21 protein-coding genes are annotated in these 19431 nt (G+C 62.8%); 8 read left to right on the top strand and 13 right to left on the bottom strand.

Annotation, left to right across the window (positions count from 1 at the left end):
• Positions 1-92 precede the first annotated feature (92 nt).
• The gene (gene dnaN / locus GTP55_RS26285) at positions 93-1199 is read right to left on the bottom strand and encodes a DNA polymerase III subunit beta (protein WP_110845730.1); all 1107 of its coding nucleotides are present in this window, start codon (positions 1197-1199) and stop codon (positions 93-95) included.
• A gap of 154 nt (positions 1200-1353) precedes the next feature.
• Complete coding sequence (dnaA, locus tag GTP55_RS26290; RefSeq protein WP_161047749.1) at positions 1354-2757, bottom strand: chromosomal replication initiator protein DnaA; 1404 nt, start codon at positions 2755-2757, stop codon at positions 1354-1356.
• Between the two features lie 388 nt (positions 2758-3145).
• On the opposite strand from dnaA, the gene rpmH reads away from it, so the two are divergent.
• The 5 genes from rpmH (at position 3146) to mnmE (ending at position 7239) form a co-directional block, all read left to right on the top strand.
• Complete coding sequence (gene rpmH / locus GTP55_RS26295) at positions 3146-3280, top strand: 50S ribosomal protein L34 (protein WP_040378179.1); 135 nt, start codon at positions 3146-3148, stop codon at positions 3278-3280.
• Between the two features lie 48 nt (positions 3281-3328).
• The gene (rnpA, locus tag GTP55_RS26300; RefSeq protein WP_161047766.1) at positions 3329-3763 is read left to right on the top strand and encodes a ribonuclease P protein component; all 435 of its coding nucleotides are present in this window, start codon (positions 3329-3331) and stop codon (positions 3761-3763) included.
• A complete protein-coding gene (gene yidD / locus GTP55_RS26305) occupies positions 3760-4023 on the top strand; it encodes a membrane protein insertion efficiency factor YidD (protein ID WP_161047750.1) in 264 nt (87 codons plus the stop codon). The genes rnpA and yidD overlap by 4 nt, the downstream gene beginning before the upstream one ends.
• Positions 4024-4032: 9 nt before the next feature.
• A complete protein-coding gene (gene yidC, locus GTP55_RS26310) occupies positions 4033-5790 on the top strand; it encodes a membrane protein insertase YidC (protein WP_161047751.1) in 1758 nt (585 codons plus the stop codon).
• 69 nt (positions 5791-5859) lie between these two features.
• The gene (mnmE, locus tag GTP55_RS26315) at positions 5860-7239 is read left to right on the top strand and encodes a tRNA uridine-5-carboxymethylaminomethyl(34) synthesis GTPase MnmE (protein ID WP_161047752.1); all 1380 of its coding nucleotides are present in this window, start codon (positions 5860-5862) and stop codon (positions 7237-7239) included.
• Between the two features lie 238 nt (positions 7240-7477).
• Here mnmE and GTP55_RS26320 read toward each other — a convergent pair whose 3' ends face one another.
• From GTP55_RS26320 to GTP55_RS26335, 4 genes are all read right to left on the bottom strand, one after another.
• Complete coding sequence (locus GTP55_RS26320; protein WP_161047753.1) at positions 7478-8578, bottom strand: GSCFA domain-containing protein; 1101 nt, start codon at positions 8576-8578, stop codon at positions 7478-7480.
• A 13-nt stretch (positions 8579-8591) separates the two neighbouring features.
• The gene (locus tag GTP55_RS26325) at positions 8592-9407 is read right to left on the bottom strand and encodes a hypothetical protein (RefSeq protein WP_161047754.1); all 816 of its coding nucleotides are present in this window, start codon (positions 9405-9407) and stop codon (positions 8592-8594) included.
• Positions 9408-9765: 358 nt separating this feature from the next.
• Positions 9766-10701, bottom strand: a complete 936-nt coding sequence (locus GTP55_RS26330; RefSeq protein WP_161047755.1) for an SMP-30/gluconolactonase/LRE family protein — start codon at positions 10699-10701, stop codon at positions 9766-9768.
• Positions 10698-11666, bottom strand: a complete 969-nt coding sequence (locus GTP55_RS26335) for a GGDEF domain-containing protein (RefSeq protein WP_161047756.1) — start codon at positions 11664-11666, stop codon at positions 10698-10700. Before GTP55_RS26335 ends, GTP55_RS26330 begins: the two co-directional genes overlap by 4 nt.
• A gap of 257 nt (positions 11667-11923) precedes the next feature.
• Between GTP55_RS26335 and GTP55_RS26340 the strand changes: the two genes are divergently transcribed.
• Positions 11924-12133, top strand: coding sequence for a hypothetical protein (locus GTP55_RS26340; protein WP_161047757.1), 210 nt, complete (start codon positions 11924-11926; stop codon positions 12131-12133).
• On the opposite strand, the gene GTP55_RS26345 is transcribed toward GTP55_RS26340, so the two are convergent.
• Positions 12130-12753, bottom strand: coding sequence for an Hpt domain-containing protein (locus GTP55_RS26345; RefSeq protein WP_161047758.1), 624 nt, complete (start codon positions 12751-12753; stop codon positions 12130-12132). The two genes, GTP55_RS26340 and GTP55_RS26345, sit on opposite strands and share 4 nt — an antisense overlap.
• A gap of 89 nt (positions 12754-12842) precedes the next feature.
• The gene (locus GTP55_RS26350) at positions 12843-13799 is read right to left on the bottom strand and encodes a CAP domain-containing protein (protein WP_161047759.1); all 957 of its coding nucleotides are present in this window, start codon (positions 13797-13799) and stop codon (positions 12843-12845) included.
• 134 nt (positions 13800-13933) lie between these two features.
• Between GTP55_RS26350 and pssA the strand changes: the two genes are divergently transcribed.
• Positions 13934-14692, top strand: coding sequence for a CDP-diacylglycerol--serine O-phosphatidyltransferase (gene pssA / locus GTP55_RS26355; RefSeq protein ID WP_161047767.1), 759 nt, complete (start codon positions 13934-13936; stop codon positions 14690-14692).
• An 86-nt stretch (positions 14693-14778) separates the two neighbouring features.
• Here pssA and GTP55_RS26360 read toward each other — a convergent pair whose 3' ends face one another.
• Positions 14779-15690 (bottom strand): aldo/keto reductase, encoded by a 912-nt coding sequence (locus GTP55_RS26360; RefSeq protein ID WP_202423873.1) that lies wholly within the window; start codon positions 15688-15690, stop codon positions 14779-14781.
• Between the two features lie 60 nt (positions 15691-15750).
• Here GTP55_RS26360 and GTP55_RS26365 point away from each other — a divergent pair, with 60 nt between their 5' ends.
• A complete protein-coding gene (locus GTP55_RS26365) occupies positions 15751-15963 on the top strand; it encodes a hypothetical protein (protein ID WP_229258174.1) in 213 nt (70 codons plus the stop codon).
• An 83-nt stretch (positions 15964-16046) separates the two neighbouring features.
• Here GTP55_RS26365 and GTP55_RS26370 read toward each other — a convergent pair whose 3' ends face one another.
• From GTP55_RS26370 to GTP55_RS26385, 4 genes are read right to left on the bottom strand one after another with little or no spacing between them, the layout of a single operon-like run.
• Positions 16047-17192, bottom strand: coding sequence for a D-alanyl-D-alanine carboxypeptidase family protein (locus GTP55_RS26370; protein ID WP_161047761.1), 1146 nt, complete (start codon positions 17190-17192; stop codon positions 16047-16049).
• 46 nt (positions 17193-17238) lie between these two features.
• Positions 17239-17907, bottom strand: coding sequence for an alpha/beta hydrolase (locus GTP55_RS26375; protein WP_161047762.1), 669 nt, complete (start codon positions 17905-17907; stop codon positions 17239-17241).
• 2 nt (positions 17908-17909) lie between these two features.
• On the bottom strand, positions 17910-18227 hold the full coding sequence (locus tag GTP55_RS26380) for a (2Fe-2S) ferredoxin domain-containing protein (RefSeq protein WP_110845716.1): 318 nt from the start codon (positions 18225-18227) through the stop codon (positions 17910-17912).
• A gap of 28 nt (positions 18228-18255) precedes the next feature.
• Entirely contained in the window at positions 18256-19428 is a 1173-nt protein-coding gene (locus GTP55_RS26385) for a VanZ family protein (protein WP_161047768.1), read from the bottom strand.
• Positions 19429-19431 lie beyond the last annotated feature (3 nt).

The raw sequence follows: 19431 nt of genomic DNA on the forward strand, positions 1-19431 counted from the left end.
TACTGGGACGTCATTCCCGCGGAGGCGGGAATCCATGCTGAGCATGCGTTCTATGGACCCCGGCGTGCGCCGGGGCGACGGCGGTGGTGCGATTAAATGCGCATCGGCATGACGACGTACTTGAAGTCGGTATTTTCCGGGATCGAGATCAGCGCCGACGAGTTCGAGTCGCCCAGCGCGATGTTGATCTGGTCGCATTTCAGGTTGTTCAGCACGTCCAGCAGGTAGGTGACGTTGAAGCCGATGTCGACGCTGTCGCCGCCGTAGTCGATTTCCAGTTCTTCCACGGCCTCTTCCTGGTCGGCGTTGGTCGAGCTGATCTTCATGACGCCCGGCGCGATGATGCAGCGCACGCCCTTGAATTTGTCGCTGGTCATGATGGCGGCGCGTTGCAGCGAACGCAGCAGTTCATCGCGGCCGATGGTGAATTCGTTTTTGTAGCCCTTCGGAATCACGCGCGTGTAGTCGGGGAACTTGCCTTCCACCAGTTTCGAGATCAGCTCGATGTCGGCGAAGGTCAGCTTGACCTGGTTGGCGGCGATGTCCAGCTGCACCGGCTCGTCGTTTTCTTCCAGCAGGCGCTGCAGTTCGATGATGGTCTTGCGCGGGATGATGACTTCCTGGCGCGCGAATGATTGCTCGGTTTCCACCTGGCAGAACGCCAGGCGGTGACCGTCGGTGGCCACGGCGATCACGTTGTTGCCGTCCAGGACCAGCAGCAGGCCGTTCAGGTAGTAGCGGATGTCCTGCTGGGCCATCGAGAAGTGCACCATGTTGAACAGGTGCTTCAGGGTTTTCTGCGGCAGGGTGACGGTGGCGCTGTAGCTATCGGCTTGCTGCACGGTCGGGAATTCTTCCGCCGCCAGGGTTTGCAGGGCGAAGCGCGATTTGCCCGAGGCCACGGCCAGGCGCTTGTTTTGCAGCGTGATGGTGACGTCGCCCGATTCCGGCAGCGCGCGCAGGATGTCGAGCAGCTTGCGCGCGGCCACGGTGGTGCCGGTGACGTCGGCGCCGGAGCCGATTTCAGCGATGGTGGTGATCTGGACTTCGGTGTCGGTCGACAGGAAGGATACGCTCTCGCCCTCTTTGCGGATGAGGATATTGGCCAGAATCGGCATAGTGTGCCGACGCTCGACAATACCACTCACGATCTGCAGTGGCCGGAGTAGCGTATCACGGGTGGTTTTGACCAATTGCATAGCTTATCCTCAGTAAAAATTTAATGATGTTTTTTGATACTTTTGCCTTGTGAGCAGGCGGACAGGTTTGACTAAATGATAAAGCCAAACCAGCCGTGCCGCTAGCCTTGCCGCACCGTCATCCCGGCGAACGACGGAATGACGGCGCGTATGCTCAGCCTTTTAAGGTTTGTTCCAATACGTGCAATTCGTGGTTGCATTCCGGATTTTTGGTGCGGTCGAGGGCGATCTTGCGCACCGCGTGCAGCACGGTGGTGTGGTCGCGGCCGCCGAACAGTTCGCCGATTTCCGGCAGCGATTTCTGCGTCAGTTCCTTGGCCAGGTACATGGCGATCTGGCGCGGGCGGGCGATATTGGCCGGCCGGCGCTTGGAATACATGTCCGCCACCTTGATGTTGAAGAAGTCGGCCACGGTCTTCTGGATGTTTTCCACCGAAATCTGGCGGTTCTGCACCGACAGCAGGTCTTTCAGCGCTTCCTTCACGATGTCGATCGTGATGTCCTTGCCGTGGAAACGCGAGTACGCCAGGATCTTGCGCAGCGCGCCTTCCAGCTCGCGCACGTTGGAGCGCAGGTGCTTGGCCACGAAGAAGGCGACGTCATCCGAGAAGGTCACGCCTTCCTGCTTGGCTTTCTTGAGCAGAATCGCCACCCGCATTTCCAGTTCCGGCGGTTCGATGGCGACCGTCAGGCCGGAATCGAAGCGCGAGATCAGGCGGTCATCCATGCCGGTGATCTCTTTCGGATAGGTGTCCGAGGTGATGATGATCTGCTTCTTGGCGGCGATCAGGGCTTCAAACGCGTAGAAGAATTCTTCCTGGGTACGACTCTTGCCGCCGAAGAATTGAATATCATCGATCAGCAGCATGTCCAGCGAGTGGTAGTAATGCTTGAAGTCGTCGAAACCCTTGCGCTGGTAGGCGGTCACCACGTCGCGCACGTACTGCTCGGCGTGGATGTAGCGGATGCGCGCGCCCGGCTGGTCGGCCATCACCTGGTTGCCGATGGCGTGGATCAAGTGGGTCTTACCCAGGCCCACGCCGCCGTAGAAGAACAGCGGGTTATACGACACGCCCGGGTTATTCGCCACCTGGATGGCGGCAGCGCGCGCCAGCTGGTTGGCCTTACCGGTGACGAAGCTGTCGAAGGTCAGGTCGGTATTGATGCGGCTTTGTTCGCGTCGCGGCTGGGCCGAGGCCGGCATTTCCGGCACCGACGGCGCCGGATCGCCCAGCGCCAGGCGGGCGTTGTTGCTCGGCGCGCCGCCGTTGACGTCCGGGACCGGTGCGGTGGTCGCGACTTTTTTCGGCGCCGACAGGCGCGGATCGAGCACGAACTGCACTTCGGTCGGCTGCTCCCAGTACTGGCACGCGAGCGCCGTGATGCGGCTGGCGAACTGGGTCTTCACCCAGTCCAGCTTGAAGCGGTTGGGTGCGGCCACACGCAGCTTGCCCGCCTCGTAATCGAGGGGGATAAGCGGCTTAATCCAGGCACTGAATTGTTGCGGCGTCAGCTCCAGCTCCAGCTGGGCGGAGCAGGTCTGCCAAAAATTTTCCATGAATCTACGATCTGTGTTCTTACTGTATAAGGGTGTGGGCAACTTTGAAGTTTTTCACACGTAACGCGCTATTCTACTCTCGCTCGCCTAAGTTATCCACAGGCACGTCAGGATTTTTTCGCCGCCGCCGGCCGCCGGCGATGGCTGGATGGGGCAGTCAGTTGTTGACAAGCGGGGACGAAATGCTGATAATTCAGGGTTCCCCGCCCGTATTCCTTGTTTCTTCACATGGATAGCGATATGGAGTAGCGAGGATTTAGCGGGCGATGAGATGGACCCAGCTTGTGCCGGATAGCGTTGGCATAGGTGCGCGAAGTGTCATTGGCACCAAAAACTGACGGGCCGTCTGACCCGATTTTGCATTTTTTTTGCTTTAAGCGAGACCAACATGAAACGTACTTACCAACCTTCCGTTGTACGCCGTAAGCGTACCCACGGTTTCCGCGCACGCATGGCTACCCGTGGTGGCCGTCAAGTGCTGAACGCACGCCGCGCCAAAGGCCGCAAGCGTCTGGCTGTATAAGCCATTAGCTTGTTAGCTGATCGCGTGGACAGCTGCATCAACAGCGGCTTGACAGGCGAAGGTTCACACGACTTCGCGCGCGCTCGGCGTATCGTTAAAACGGATGAATTTTCATCCGTTTTTCGTTTGCGCCCCAGCCAAAAAACCGCGCACTTCGTGCTGTACACCTGTCCCAACCAATTGCCGCATGCGCGGCTGGGCGTCGTGGTGGCCAAGCGCTTTGCGCCGCGTGCCGCCACCCGCAACACGATCAAGCGCGTCACCCGCGAACTGTTCCGCGTGACCGGGCTGCCGCCGGTCGACTGCGTGGTGCGCCTGGCCAAGCCGGTCAACAGCAAGGATGGCCCGGCCACCACTGCAAAGCTGAAAGCAGCCTTGCGGGTGGAATTGACGCGTCTGTTCGCGGCCCAGGCCAAACTGGTCGTGGCGCCTGGCAAGCCGGGCTTGCCTTCAACGCCGCCGCCTCCACCTGGGTCGCCATGAAAACCGTGCTCCGCTTCCTCTTGCGCTTCTATCAACTGGCCATCAGCCCGATGATGACGCCGAGCTGCCGGTTTTATCCGAGCTGCTCAAACTATGCGCTGGAAGCGTTGCAAGTGCACGGCGCCGGCAAGGGCAGCTGGCTGGCCGTCAAGCGCGTCTGCCGCTGCCATCCGTGGCACGAGGGCGGGCTCGACCCTGTGCCCCCGGCCGGCGGCAAATCGAATTCTTCAACGACCGCTTGCGGTTGCAACCACTCCTGAAAATACCTAATGGATATCAATAAACGTACCATTCTGTGGATCGTGTTCGCGGTGTCGCTGGTTGTTCTGTGGAACAACTGGCAAGTCTCGACCGGCCATCCATCGATGTTTGCACCGGCGCCGCCGGCCGCCAAGGTGGCGGAGGCGAAAAAAGCCGACGCCGCCGCCAGTGCTGCCGCCTCCGCCGTGCCAGGAGCGGCTGCCACTGCCGGCGCCACCGCTGCCGATGCCGCGCCGTTCAAGGCCGAGCGCATCACCATCACCACCGACGTGGTCCGTGCCGACATCGACACCCAGGGCGGTGTCATCAAGCGCCTGGAACTGCTGAAATTCAAGGAAAACGGCCATCCGGGCTGGTTCGGCGGCTGCGGCGGCCTGTTCAAATGGTGCGAGCCGGGCGACAACACCAAGAACGTGGTGCTGTTTGACGTCGACGCTGGCATCGGCAAGACCTATCTGGCCCAGACCGGCCTGTACGGCCCGTCGGGCGCGTTGCCTAATCACACCAGCCCGTTCGTGGCCAAGCCAGGTCCGCGCATGCTGGACAACGGCAACCAGGTACAACTGGTGCTGGAATCGGAAGAGGGCGGCGTCAAGCTGACCAAGACCTTCACCTTCAAGCGCAACGACTACGTGATCGATGTGCGCCATGACGTGACCAACGTCGGCGCCGCGCCGGTCAGCCCGACGCTGTACCTGCGCCTGGCGCACGATGGCAACAAGCCGGCCGGCGACTCGTTCTTCAACAGCAGCTACACCGGTCCGACGCTGTACACCGAAGAAAAGCACTACGAGAAGCTGAAGTTCGACACGCTGGAAAAAGAAGCGGCCGAAGCGGCCAAGACCGGCAAGCCGGTGGTGCAGGACCACGCCACCAAGGCCGACAACGGCTGGATCGCGATTTCGCAGCACTTCTTCGTCTCGGCCTTCATTCCGCAGCCCAAGCTGATGCATGAAATCGAGACCTCGAAGATCGATACCAATGTGTACGGCATCGCCGTCAAGCAGCCGCTGGGCACGATCGCGCCGGGCGCGACCGTCAGCAATGACGCCAAGCTGTTCTCCGGCCCGCAGGAAGCCAAGCTGCTGGAACAGACCGCGCCGGGCCTGATCCTGGTGCGCGACTACGGCTTCCTGGCGATGATCGCCAAGCCGATGTTTGCCGTGATCAACTACATCCACTCGCTGCTGGGTAACTGGGGCTGGACCATTATTGTGTTCACCATCCTGATCAAGCTGCTGTTCTTCCCGCTGTCGGCTGCCGGTTACCGCAGCATGGCCAAGGTCAAGCTGGTGACGCCGAAGATGCAAGCCATCCGCGAGCGCTACAAAGGCGATCCGGCCAAGATGAACCAGGCCACGATGGAGCTGTACAAGCAGGAGAAGATCAATCCGCTGGGCGGCTGCCTGCCGATCCTGGTGCAGATGCCGGTGTTCATCTCGCTGTACTACGTGCTGCAATCGGCGGTGGAAATCCGCGGCGCACCGTGGATCGGCTGGATCACCGACCTGGCCCAGCACGATCCGTATGCGATCCTGCCGGTGCTGTATGCGATCTCGATGTTCATCACGACCAAGCTGAACCCTGCGCCGGCTGATCCGATGCAAGCCAAGATGATGCTGTTCATGCCGCTGGCGTTCTCGGTGATGTTCTTCTTCTTCCCGTCCGGCCTGGTGCTGTACTGGGTGGTGAACAACGTGCTGTCGATTGCTCAACAGTATGTGATTTCCAAGAAATTCGGTACGCCGGCGCCTGCCAAGGCGTAAGCGCCGCAAGCTGTTGCCTAAAAGCCCGTGTTGATCGCGGGCTTTTTTTATTTACCTTACAATCCGTTTATGAACCTCGACTCTTCCCCTATCGCCGCCATCGCCACCGCACCGGGGCGCGGCGGCATCGGCGTCGTGCGCGCCTCCGGCAAAAACCTGCAGGCGCTGATCGGCGCGCTGTTCGGCGGCGACGCGCTCAAGCCGCGCCACGCCACCTACATCCCGTTCAAGCAGGCCGACGGCAGCATCATCGACCAGGGCATCGCCATCTGGTTCAAGGGCCCGAACTCGTACACCGGGGAAGACGTGCTGGAACTGCAAGGCCACGGCGGCCCGGTCGTGCTGCAAATGCTGCTGGCGCGCGTGCTGGAAGCGGGCGAAGACCTCGGCCTGCGGCTGGCCGAGCCGGGCGAATTCACCCGCCGCGCCTACCTCAATGACAAGCTCGACCTGGCGCAAGCCGAAGCGGTGGCCGACCTGATCGACGCCTCGACCGAAGCGGCGGCCAAATCGGCGTCGCAATCGCTGTCGGGCGCGTTTTCGAAAACCGTGAATACGCTGGTCGGCAGCGTCACCAACCTGCGCATGCTGGTGGAAGCCACGCTGGATTTCCCGGAAGAGGAAATCGACTTCCTGGAAAAATCCGACGCGCGCGGGCAACTGAAGCGCATCGTCACCGCGCTGGAGCAGGTCTTCAAGCAGGCGGCGCAAGGCGCGCTGCTGCGCGAGGGGCTGAACGTGGTGCTGGTGGGCCAGCCGAACGTCGGCAAATCGTCGCTGCTGAATGCGCTGGCAGGCAATGACGTGGCGATCGTCACGCCAATCGCCGGCACCACGCGCGACAAGGTGACCGAGACGATCCAGATCGAAGGCATTCCGCTCAACATCATCGACACCGCCGGCATCCGCGCGCCGGAGGAGGCGGTGGACGTGGTGGAGCGCATCGGCATCGAGCGCACCTGGGGCGAGGTCGGCAAGGCCGACGTCATCCTGCACCTGCTGGACGCCGACCACGGCCCGTCGCGCGCCGATGAAAACATCACGGCCGCGTTCCCGGACGGCGTGCCGGTGCTGCGCATCTGGAACAAGATTGATTTGTCCGGCCACAAGCCGGCGGTGGACGTGATGGAAGACGCCACCCACATCTACCTGTCGGCGCACGACCACGTCGGGATTGATTTGCTGCGCAAGGAACTGCTGCGCATCGCCGGCTGGCAGCAGACCGGCGAATCGCTGTACCTGGCGCGCGAACGCCACCTGATCGCGCTGAAAAACGCCGGCGCCCACCTGGCCCGCGCCGGCGAACACGCGGCGCAGAACGACCAGTCGCTGGACCTGTTCGCCGAAGAACTGCGGCTGGCGCAAGTTCAGCTGTCGAGCATCACCGGCGCCTTCTCCTCCGACGACCTGCTGGGCGTCATCTTCAGCCGCTTCTGTATCGGAAAATAAATCGACGCCAAGCAATGCCGAGCGTTGGCTCCCGAAACGCTGAATGTGCGCGCTCAGGCGCCGACACTCTCGCCGGCGGCGAGGTGGCATGCTGCTCGGGCGAGGTCGTCGTCGGACCGCTGGCCTGCAGCTTGAGGGTGGGCGCCGCCGTTTTGACCCTGTCGCTAGCCTTCTTCGGGAGCAGCGGCGGGGCCACTATTTGGCAGTCCCAGCCAGCTCCGTGAGTTGGCGGGGGATGCTAGGTCGCCGCCGCTGGCGCGCCGCCCTGCGGGTGCCCCAGATCGTTGAAGATTTCTTCACATTCCGCCTTGGTGTCCAGTACTGGTGCGTGCACAAAGGCTGCTGGCGCCGGCGCCGGCGCTGGCGCCGATGCAGCAGCAGCCGTTGCGGCGACCGGCATCAGATACGTCTCCAGGAAGTGAGTCATCACGTGCTGTACCCCGCGTTCTGTCACCTCGCGCAAATCGCTTTCCAGATATTGCCCGTAGGAACCCGCGTGGCTGATGATCTCGTAGGACGGGAAGTAGGCAACATGGTTGTAGCGCATCTCGACCTCGCCCGCTGCTGCGCGCAGCACCGACTTTGAATAGCTCGACGCCACCAGCACGTTCTGGTTGGTGTAGGTCGCCACCAGTGGCACCGGCGACACCGTCAGAATCAGATTCAGCGCCGGGTTGACGGTCTGCAGGCTGGTGATCAATTGTTCCAGGTCGGCAGTGACTTCGGCATGCGTCATGTTGCGGAACTGATGCAGCTGCGGATCATATTTGCCGCGCGCGGTACCTGGGCAGACCGGATAGGTGTGGCCCTGCTCCGCGTGGTACCAGCACTCGGTTAATCCCAGCGTCAGGATGAACACATTGGACTGCATGAACATATGACGTACGCAAGCCAGGTGGTACTGGCGGTCGGCCTGTGCTTCAGCCACCGAACCGAAACCGTCCGGGATCGCATTCGGCCGCATCAAGTCGTAATAGCGGCCTTTTTCTTCGGCATAGTCGTGGATCACAGGGATCATACCAAACGCCTGGCGGAACAGCTCCAGGCATTGACGCGCCGTGTAGATGTTGCCGTAGCGGGCAGGGAAGCGCTCGTAGCTGGCCACTTCGCCGCCCAGTTCATGCGCTAACGGATGTGCTGCTTCAGCGCGGAAGGTAGCGATGCCGGCCTCGCGCAGATAGCGCGAGATGTGCTGGGCAAAACAGCTGCCAGCGGTGCTAATGGCGTCGCTACGGCTGATGCGGAATTTCGCTTGCGCCAACGGCAAGTCGCGCCACGGCCGCGGTGGTACGAAGCGGCGCCAGAAGTTTTGGTCCGGAAGATCGGAATAGGGATGCATGCGGGCGCTCCAGTCAGAATAGATTGCGAATTTGTTCCGCCACCAGCGCGCCGTAGGCTGTATTGCCGTGTGTGGCGCCCTCGACGTACTGCGTCAATAAGGTGCCGTCGGTGTCGTAGCATGCGCGCGGCGCCTCCAGTAATTCGATGCCGAAGCTTTGCGTTTCCTGTTGTATGATGCGGTTGGCCATGACGTGATATTTTCGGCGGACCAGGATAGGAGTGATGCCGAACTGGGACACGCGGTCGCCGAACGCCTCCGGGGAGATCAGGAAGCGTTCGGCGTGCGACGGTGGTGGCGGCAGCACGTGGATGATGCGGGCCTGCGGCAGCGCGATGCGCATCAGGGCCAGCGCCGCGATGGTATTAAGTTGATAAGGTAGAATGTGGCGCCGTATCAGCCCCGGCGGCAAAGGCTGGAAGCCGGGTTGCATGCCCCAGTCTTCGTGGCCTGGAAGGACAAAGTCGTACGGCACTGGGTGCTGCAGCGCTGACAAGGCGGAGTGGCTGTTACCGTCCACGAAGGACAGGATGCAGCTGTTTTCCTGAAGCGGACGCAACGCATCGAGCGCGGCGGTGAATTCGGGATGGCCTTGCACGTAGCGGGTGGCGCTGCCCGCGTCGTTCATGGTGGCTAGCGGCTGCCAGCCCTGCCCCGACAGCACCAGCGCTGCCATCTCGTCGCCCGGTAGCATGCCTGGCTTGATGGGTACCGGCTGGAAGCTGGTGGCTGACTGCAAGGTGTAATTATATTGGGATACCCCGCTGTCTCCAGCGGCAACAGCATTCACCAGAGCGATTGAATGGCTCATGCCTACAACGTAAATCATATGGTTTCCCCTGTTTGGGATGTTCGATAAGTTGACCGCTGTAGCCTGCCTGCCGTTCAGTGGCGGGAGCGCGGTTGCGTTTGCTGGTCCTGACTATTCAGCCGCTACGCTGCGGGCATGATCGAGTCGCCAATCATGCCCGCCGCATAGCGGCTGAGTAGTTGTAGTGTTCCCTTTGGGAAAATCATACCAAATAAATCTCCATGCAATCTACCGAATATTCACCATTTCAATCCTTTTTGCATTGAATGGGATTGTTGGCACCGCCAACGCCGTTAGCCACGTTCCAATGAACTGAGATCTCGTATCGCGAACGTCAACTCATGAGGGCAAGGTTCAGGACCTGACCAGGAGTGGTTTAGTACGGCGAACCGGTCACGTCCAGCTTCAGTTGCCACAGCGCGCCGGCGCCGGTGATGTAGAGGGTCTTGCCGTCGGCGCCACCGAAGGCGGCGTTGGTGACGTTGGCGTCGACCTTGATGGTGGCGATCTGCTTGCCCGCCGGCGTGAAGACGCGCAGGCGCTTGTCGGTGTGCTCGCTGACGTAGATGTTGCCGTAGCAGTCCACCGCCATGCCGTCCGGTATTCCCAGCTGCTCGACCAGATCCTTGCCTGCCTGCGGCACGCCGTTGACGATCGGGTACGCGCGCAGCACGCCGTGCTCGCCCACCATGCCGTTCACGTACAGCACGTCTGCCTTCGGCGACAGCGATACGCCGTTCGGATTTTTCAGCGTGTCATCCACCACCGTGACCTTGCCGTCGGTGCCCACGCGGTACACGCGCGTCTTGTCCTGGCCGCCCGGCGCGGCGGTGCGCTGGAAGTCCGGATCGCTGAAGTACAGCGTGTCGTCCGACGCCATCGCCATGTCGTTCGGCGAGTTGAACACGTTGCCTTCAAACTTGCTGACCAGGTCGCTGCGCTTGCCGTCCAGCGTGTACAGCGAGACCGATTTCCACTTGTGGGTAGCGGCGATGATGTTGCCGTGGCCGTCGGTGGCCAGGCCGTTGCTGCCGCTGTCCTCGATCGCCACGCTGACTTTGCCGCTGGCGTCCAGCTTCATGATGCGCGACGGGAAGCCCGGCCCAAATGTGAAGTCGGAGAAGTAAAGCGCATCCTTGATCCACACAGGCCCTTCGTACAAGCCGGGTTCGCTGCGGGTTGAGTTGGCGGCGGCGATACGGGTCGCCGTCAGTTCGCCAGCCGGCGCCTTGCCGGTGCAGGCCGCCGGTGCGGAGAGGGCATACGGCGCGGCCAGTACGGCCGCCAAGGTAAGGGCACTGCGTAACATCATGCTGCATTCTCCTGTTGTTGACGATAAACGATGACACAATCGCGGCCGGCTTTCTTGGCGGCGTACAAACAGCTGTCGGCGGCGGCCAGCATGGCGGCGGCGTCGGCCAAGCGGTCTTTGTCGAAGGTGGCCACACCGATGCTCATGGTGACGTGCTGCCGGGTGGCCGCCGGCGAGTGGTTGATGCTGAGCGAGGCGATTTTGGCGCGGATGGTTTCCGCCACCAGCGCCGCCTGTTCGCTGCTGGTGTCCGGCAGCACGGCGCCGAATTCTTCGCCGCCGTAGCGCGCCGCCAGGTCGGCCGGCCGTTGCAGCGTGGCGGCGAAGGCTTCGGCCACCAGGGTCAGGCAGGCGTCGCCCTGCTGGTGGCCGAAGTGGTCGTTGTAGGCCTTGAACGAGTCGATGTCCATCAGCAGCAGCGACAGCTGGCCGTCGTTGCGCTGCGCGCGCCGCAGTTCGCGGTCGAGCGCGACGTCGAAGTGGCGGCGGTTGGCGATGCCGGTCAGGCCGTCGACATACGATTGCGCGCGCAGCTGTTCAGCCTGGCTGCGCAGCTGGCGCTCGCGGCCGACGATGATGCTGATGTCGCTGACTTCGATCAGGCAGTAGCGCTCCTTGCCTTCGGTGAACGGCGTCACCGACACCGCCTGTTCGACCCGTTCGCCGCCCCAGGTGCCGGCCGGGTACAACGGGAACGGCGACGGATTCAGCGCCGGCGATAACTGCTGCGGCAGGTTGCTCTGCATCGCGCTGTGTACCGCCTGCTCCAGCCGCTGGCCGCGCAGTTCGCCGTACAGGTCGAACAGGTCCTGGCCCAGCACCCGGTGCGCCGACTTGCCTGAACGGCTGGCCATCCACTGGTTCCACATGACGATCTGCTGGTTGATGTCGAGGACGATCAATCCCAGCTGGGCCAGTCCGAGCACGCGCGCGGACAGGAGCGGGCTAAGCGATGAATCTGACATGCGTGCTTTCCTGACAGGATGATAAACGTGCCCCGATTATACGGGCAGGCGCGCGGCTTGCCGTACTATCGCCTCGCCCTTTTTCATTGAAAATATTGGCACCGAGGGTGGATGTGGTCGTCGCATGTAACCTGCTATTATTGATCGTCGCAAACGGATCTGCGGTTTCATGCAACCGTTGAGAAATCTCATATCTGTGGCAATTCCGCTGAAGTAATCTTGCAACTTACCTGAGCTTGGCCTGGAAGGAGGGGATCGTGGAACCGATACAAGAGAGCGTCCCGGACGACGGGGCCGGCATGCCGCCGCCTTCTGCCGCCACCTCCGCCCCGCCGGCGCGCACGCGCCAGATGCTGCCGCCCAAGGGAGCGTGCTGGTACTGCGAAAAACCGCTGGATAATGTGCGCCGTTTTTGCGACAAGGAATGCGCCGACGCCTTCGACGAAGAAAAGGAATTTACCCGCTAGTCCGCCATTGCCGCCTGCAAGGTGGCCAGCGCCGCTTCAAAATCGAACTGGTGCGCCGCTTCCGTGATTTCCTGAAACACTTCCACTCCCAGGCTCGCCGCCAGCACCGTCGCCGATTGCTCCAGCACATCGATGGCCGCGCCGTCGCCTTCGTCCAGCAGGCGCGCCAGATGCAGCAACAGCATGCGTGTCTCCGGCACCACGGCCGCCGCCGGCGCTTCGCCGGCCAGGATCTGTTGCGGATCGCTGGCCAGCACCTCGTCGATCACCGTCACCAGGCTGCGCAGCGCCTGCTCCAGCTGCGCCAGCGGCGCCGACCATACCTCGGTCGGGCCGGCGCACCGCGTTTCCAGCTGCGTCGCCAGCAGATACACCTGTTGCGCGCCGATCATGCCGGCTGCGCCTTTGAGCGTGTGGACGATGCGTTGCGCGTGGCCGGGTTCGCCGCTGTTGAGGGCCTTGCGGGCGTCGCAGCCGCTGTCCGGATAGCGCTGGCGGAAGCGGCGCAGGATTTGCAGATACAGCTCGCGGTCGCCCATCAGCTGTTGCAAACCGGTTTCCACTTGCAGGATATGGCCGGCGGGGGCGGTCGGTGTCAGGGGCGGGCTGGTTGAGGTCATCGTGCACGGCTCTGCTGAAGGTATTGCCCACTAAGATAGCAGACGTGGTGGTTTGCGCAGTTAAAAAAATGCAACATCCCTTGCTTTCTTTATTGTGTGCTGAACGACCAACTGGTGTTGACGGCGACGCCGCCCACCGTGCCGGTGAAATTGACGTCGTAGGTGGTGGCGCTTTTCAGCGGCGCCAGCGGCACGATGGCGGCGGCGGTGCTGGTGGTGCCGTTGGTGCCGGCGGCATAGCTGAGTAAGCGCGTACTCAGCGCGGCAGCCCCGCGTGGCGCCACCGTGAAGCTTTGCACCACCACCGTGCCGGGCACGCTGCCGTAGCTGTCCGCATGCAGGCTGATCGGGTAGCCGACTTCGTTCTGGTTGGGCACCGGGTCGGGCGATTCGGTGTCGCTGAAGAAGTTGACCGGCACCTTGGTCTGCTGGTTGCGCGGGTAGGTGACGAAGCGCCCGGCGCCCAATCCGCTGAAGCTGTTGCGCACGGCAAAGTCGGCGGTGAAATAAGTGGTGCCGCCGCTGGCCGTGGCGGCGCCGGTGCCCAGTTCGCGGAACACCGGCTCGAAGATGACGAAGCGGTGGTAGATGGCGGTGATCAGTTGTTCAGCCTGGTAAAAGCCGGACGGGTCGCTGGTGGCCGAGATCACTTCGCCGGCGGCATACGAGCTGGTCAAGGTGTAGCCGGCGGCGTTCAGGCGGTTGACCAGCCCCACGCCGGTAAAGCCGGGCAGGCCGGAGGTCTCTTCGTGGGTGATGGTGTTGTTGATGCGCTGGTAATCGGAATGGCCCTGTGCCGCGGCCGTGATCTGATTGTTGCGTGTCAGCACGGACAAGCCCAGTTGCGCGCGCCGGTAGTTGATCCAGTTAAAGCCGTCGATGGCGGTGTTGCCGGTCATCGCCGGCGCGCCCGGCTCCAGCGTCAGCGGCGGCGCCGTGGTCGCCGGGCCGGTCACGCTGGTGCTGTCGCTCCCGCCGCCACCGCCGCAAGCGGCCAGCAGCGACGCAACCAGCCATGCGGCCAGCCGCAGACGCCAATTTTTCATGATGAACTCCTATGCCTTGCGGCCGATTCTATGTCGGTTTCCAAAACCGCAGCACGCGTTAGCGTTATTAAAAATGGTAAGCTTGTCGTTTCTTTAGGAATGCCCCTGTTTTGAAGCCTCTACACCACCAGCGCATGCAGCGCGCCAAATTTGCCCTGCCCAGCATGGTGACCCTGATGTCGATCGCCTGCGGTTTCGGCAGCATCGTCATCTCGGTCGACAATGCCTTTATCGGCGATGCCGGCGATTACCGCCTGGCCGCCGTATTGCTGGTGCTGGCCGGCGTGTTCGACGCGCTGGACGGCATGGTGGCGCGCGCCACCAATACCCAGTCCGACTTCGGCATGCAGCTCGATTCGATCGCCGATGTGATGAACTTCGGCTGCGCGCCGGGCCTGCTGCTGTACTGCTATGGTTTCCAGCGACTGGGTCTTGACCATCCGACGCTGCTGCGCCTGGGCGGCGTTGCCAGCTTCTTCTTCGTGGCCTGCGGCGCGCTGCGGCTGGCGCGCTTCAATGTGAATGTGGGCCGCACCGATCCGCGCTACTTCGTCGGCATGCCGATCACGGCCGGGGCGGCGTGCGTGGCGTCGGTGGTGGTGGCCTGGCCGGATGCGGCCTCGTCGGTGCTGCATGGCAGCCTGGTGGTGCTGCTGCTGTTCGTGGTCGGCAGCCTGATGGTGTCGACCGTGCGCTTCCCGAGCTCCAAGCAGAAGAAGAGCTGGGCGGCGCTGGTGGTGCTGCTGATTAATCTCGGCCTGCTGGCCTGGCTGCTGACGGCGTACTTCGTGCTGTTCTTCGCGGTCTACATTGCATTCACGCTGGCGCTGAACGCGGCGTGGAAGACCGGCTGGACGGGCATCGCCCCGCCGGTCGTGTACGACGACGAATAGTGCCAACGTCATCCCGCGCAGGCGGGAATCGATGCGATGCCTCTTGCCTTGCGGCGCATGGGTTCCCGCTTGCGCGGGAACGACGCTTACGCCACCTCGTGGCCACGGGCCGCGCGCAGGATCTCAAACCACTGGCTGCGGCTCAGGCTGAACTGGGTCGCTTCCACCGCTTCTTTCACCGCCGCGATACGGCCGGAGCCAGTCAACGGCACCGGACGGCTCGGCAGCTGCATAATCCACGCAAACACCACGCTGCCGAACGGCCGTTGCAGCTCGTCGGCCACCTGCTGGATCACCGCGCGCACGCGCACGCCGGCGGTGTCGTCGCTGCTGAACAGGCGGCCGCCGGCCAATGGCGACCAGATCATCGGCGCCACGCCCAGGTCTTGCAGGCCGTCGAAGGTTTCGTCGAACATCGGCGCCACGCACAGCGGCGAGAACTCCACCTGGTTGGTGGCCAGCGCGATGCGGCGGTTCAGGCTCTCGAACTGGTGGCGGCTGAAGTTGGACACGCCGAAATGCTTGACCTTGCCATCCTGGCGCAGGCGTTCGAAGGCGCCGGCGATTTCATCGAAATTCATCAGCGGGTCGGGACGGTGGATCAGCAGCAGGTCCAGGTGGTCGGTGCGCAGCTGGCACAGCGAGTTTTCGGCCGAGGCGATGATGTGGCTGGCGCTGGTGTCATAGTGCTGGATGGTGTGATCGGGACGCGCCTCGGAGATCAGCTTGATGCCGCATTTGCTGACCAGTTGCATCTTGTCGCGCAGCGAAGGCTGCAGGGCCAGCGCCTCGCCGAAGGTGGCTTCGACGCCATAGCCGCCGTAGATATCGGCGTGGTCGAAGCTGGTCACGCCCATGGCCAGCGCCTGCTCGATCCATTCGACGCGCTGCTGCGGCGTCAGGTTCCATTCATTCATGCGCCACATGCCGGCCACGATGCGCGACAGCGTCAGGCCGCCTTGGTAGGTGACGAGGGAAGGGCAGGACAAATCGGTCATGGGAAGCTTTCCAAGGTTAAGTGAGAGGCAAGAATTATAGTATGACCGGCTGGCCTGCCGATGGCCAGTCTGGTCGGCAAGATGCATCTGTCGGATGACATCCGCGAGGTGTTGCTGGGGAATGAGGGCGTCTACGGCCCGTATCTGACGATGGTGTTGCTGCTGCAGCGCGACAAGGTGGAGCAGGCGCTGGACATCGACAGCCTGCCCGGTGTTGGGCAGGCTGCGTTCCAGTGGGCGCAGGAATCAATGCGGCATACCGGCGCCGACTGATGTCGTTCCCGCGCAGGCGGGAATCCATGCAGAGCGGCCGGGATGAGCGGCCTATGGATCCCCGCCTACGCGGGAATGAAGTGTTATTTCAGCCAGAGGCGGATCGAATCCCAGGCGCGGCCGAAGATCGAGGCTTGTTCCACCGTCTCCAGCGCCACCACCGGCAGTTCCAGCATCGGCTTGCCGTCCACCACCATCTTCAGCGTGCCGACGCGGCTGTTTTCAGCCAACGGCGCCACCAGCGGGTCTTTGCGTTCCAGCGCCGGCTTCATCTTGCCTGCCACGCCCTTCGGCACGGTCACCATCACGTCCTGCGCAAAGCCGATCTTGACGTTGCTCTTGGAACCTTTCCAGATTTCCGGCGTGGCGATCGCCTGGCCTTTCGAGTACAGCTTGACCGTATCGAAGTTCTGGAAGCCCCAGTTCAGCAGCTTCTGGCTTTCCTGCGTGCGGACCTGGTCCGACGAGGTGCCCAGCACCACCGAGATCAGGCGACGCTCGCCGGCGCCATTCGGACGGTGCGCCGAGGCGATCATGCAGTAGCCGGCCGCTTCGGTGTGGCCGGTTTTCATGCCGTCCACCGTTGGGTCCAGCCACAGCAGGCGGTTGCGGTTCGGCTGGGTGATCTTGTTGTAGGTGAAGCTCTTGACCGAATCAATCTTGTAGAACTCCGGGTAGTCCAGGATCACGCGCTTGGCCAGCACCGACAGGTCTTGTGCGGTCGAATAGTTTTCCGGCGACGGCAGGCCGTGCGGATTGGCGAAGTGGGTCGAGGTCAGGCCCAGGCGCTGGGCTTCCTTGTTCATCATCACCACAAACGCGGACTCGTCGCCGGCAACGGCTTCGGCCAGCGCCACGGCGGCGTCGTTACCCGACTGCACCATCAGGCCGTACAGCAGGTCGTTGATGCTGACCGGGGTGGCCGGATCGATGAACATCTTGGACGAGCTGGTATCGACCTTCCACGCCTTGGTGGAAACGTTGACCATCTGCTTGAGGTCGACCTTCTTGTCGCGCAGCGCGCCGAACACCACGTAGGCGGTCATGATCTTGGTCAGCGAGGCCGGTTCGACGCGGGCGTTGGGGTCTTGCGAGGCGATGATCTGGCCGCTGGTGGCATCCAGCAGCAGCCAGGATTTGGCGGCGATGGTCGGGGCCGGCAGCGTTTGCGCCACGGCCGAGGTCATCAACATCACACTGGTGGCCAGTGCCGCGATAAGTTTTTTCATGTGGTCGTGTTCGGTGAAAAGTTGGAAGCGCAATAATTATAGATGCTTAATCCGCGCTTGCGGTGTCCGTTTCAGCCTCGGTTAAGCCGGCGCCGCCCCACAGCTGCGTGACCCAGCTCTTGATGTGGCCCAGTTTGCGGTGGAAGAAGTGGTCGGCGCCGGGGATGACGATGACCGGAATCTCCTGCGGGCGCAGCCAGTCCAGCACGTCCGTCAGCGGGATGGTGTCGTCCTGTTCGCCGTGGATCAGGATGGTGTCGGCAGGAATATCGGCCATCGCCCATTTCTTGGCGGCGGCGCCCACCAGCACCAGGCGCTCGGCCGGCGTGCCGGCGGCGGCCAGGCGTTGGCCCAGTTGCGACTGCACATAGGTGCCGAACGAGAAGCCCGACAGCGCCACCGGCAGGTCCGGATATTTCCCGGTCATCCATTGGTGCAGGATGGCCATGTCGTCGGTTTCGCCCTGGCCGTGGTCGTGCACGCCTTCGGACTTGCCGACGCCGCGGAAGTTGATGCGCGCCACCACGTAGCCGAGGTTGACGAAGGTGCGCATCAGCGTGACGGCGACCTTGTTGTCCATGGTGCCGCCGTACAGCGGATGCGGGTGCGCGACCAATGCCACGCCGCGCGGCGCGGCATCGTCGGCCGGGTAATCAATGATGCCTTCCATCTGGCCGGCGGCGCCGGCCAGCATAAATTTTTCGCTCTTGTTCATGGTCAAATTTTCAGACGTTCGACCACCTGGCCGTTGACCAGGTGGCTGTCGATGATTTCATCAATGTCGCTGGTGTCGACGTAGGTGTACCAGGTGCCTTCCGGATAGACCACCAGCACCGGGCCTTCTTCGCAGCGGTCCAGGCAGCCGGCCTGGTTGATGCGCACTTTGCCGTGGCCGTTGATGTCGAGTTGCTTGCAGCGCTTCTTGGCGTGCTTTTGCGCGACTTCCGCGCCGTGATCGCCGCAGCTGTTGCGGCCGTCGTCACGCTTGTTCATGCAGAAGAAGACGTGGTGTTTGAAGTAGGGGGTATCGCTCATGGGCATCACCTTCGGGAAATTGTAGCCGCTATGATACCTTGGCGGCGTTCAGCTTGTGGGACGGCAGCCACAGGAACCAGACCGCAACGAAGGGCCACAGCAGCGACAGGAACTGGGCGGCGCCATTGAAGTTCAGGAACTTGCCCTGCACCCATGTTTGCAAAGTGGCCACAAAGTACGGATTGGCCGGCGTGGTGTTGATGATGACCAGGCCCAGCAGCAGGGTGGTGACCGCCAGCCGCCGTTGCGCCACGTGCGGCGCGTAGGTCAGGCCGGCCAGCATGATGGCGCCGATCAAAAAGCCCCCTTCGGCGCCGGGCGTGACCCAGACGAAGGCGTTTTCCGGCGAAAACAGCAGCGCCGTCGCCAGTCCCTTGACCAGCACCGAGGCGGCAATCATGGCGCAGACCAGCAGGCCGCGCGGGGCCGGCTTGCGCAGCAGGCACAACAGCGTGAGGCCGGCGCCGACCATGCCGCAGGCGGTGATGATGGTTTCCGACAGCCAGTATTGTTCGACGGTCAGATCGACGTCCGGCCGGATCAGGCCGGCCAGGTCGATTTCCATGTCCAGCAGTTGCGACAGCCAGTCGGACAGGATCGGCAGGATCTGGCCCAGGCCGTACAGGAAGTTTTGCGGGTAGATTTGCGCCAGCGGCCACAGCGCCAGCAGCACCAGGCCCTGGCTGGCGTGCGGCGCAAACCATTCGCGGCGCAGGCGTTGCAGCTGGCTGCGGTCGAGCAGGCGGCGCACGGTCAGCACGCCGATCAGGCCGCCGAGCGCGCAGCCGATGGCGTTGGTGTAGAAGTCGAGGTTGGAGGAGACTCGGGTCGGCAGGTAGGTTTGCACCGCTTCCATGGTGCCGGAGACCAGTGCGCCGCAGGCGGCGGCGATCAGCAGCGCCCAGATGCCCTTGATGCGCGGGTACAGCGCGTACACGGTCAGCGTGCCGAGCGGGATGTAGCCGATGACGTTGGTGATGGCGTCGAACAGGGTCCAGTAACGCGGCATCTTCATGGTTTCCAGGAAGATGAGCGGCGACAACCCCTGGTTATGCCAGCCGGAGAACGGGAACCAGCTGGCGTAGATGATCAGGAACAGATAGGCCAGCAGCGCGGCGCGCGTGATCGGCGACGAGCGCGTGGCCGGCGCCAGCGGCGGCCGCTCGCGCTTGCGGCGGTTGACGGGCGCGACGGGCGGCAGGTC

Source organism: Duganella margarita (genome assembly GCF_009857535.1).
Lineage (GTDB): Bacteria > Pseudomonadota > Gammaproteobacteria > Burkholderiales > Burkholderiaceae_D > Rugamonas > Rugamonas margarita.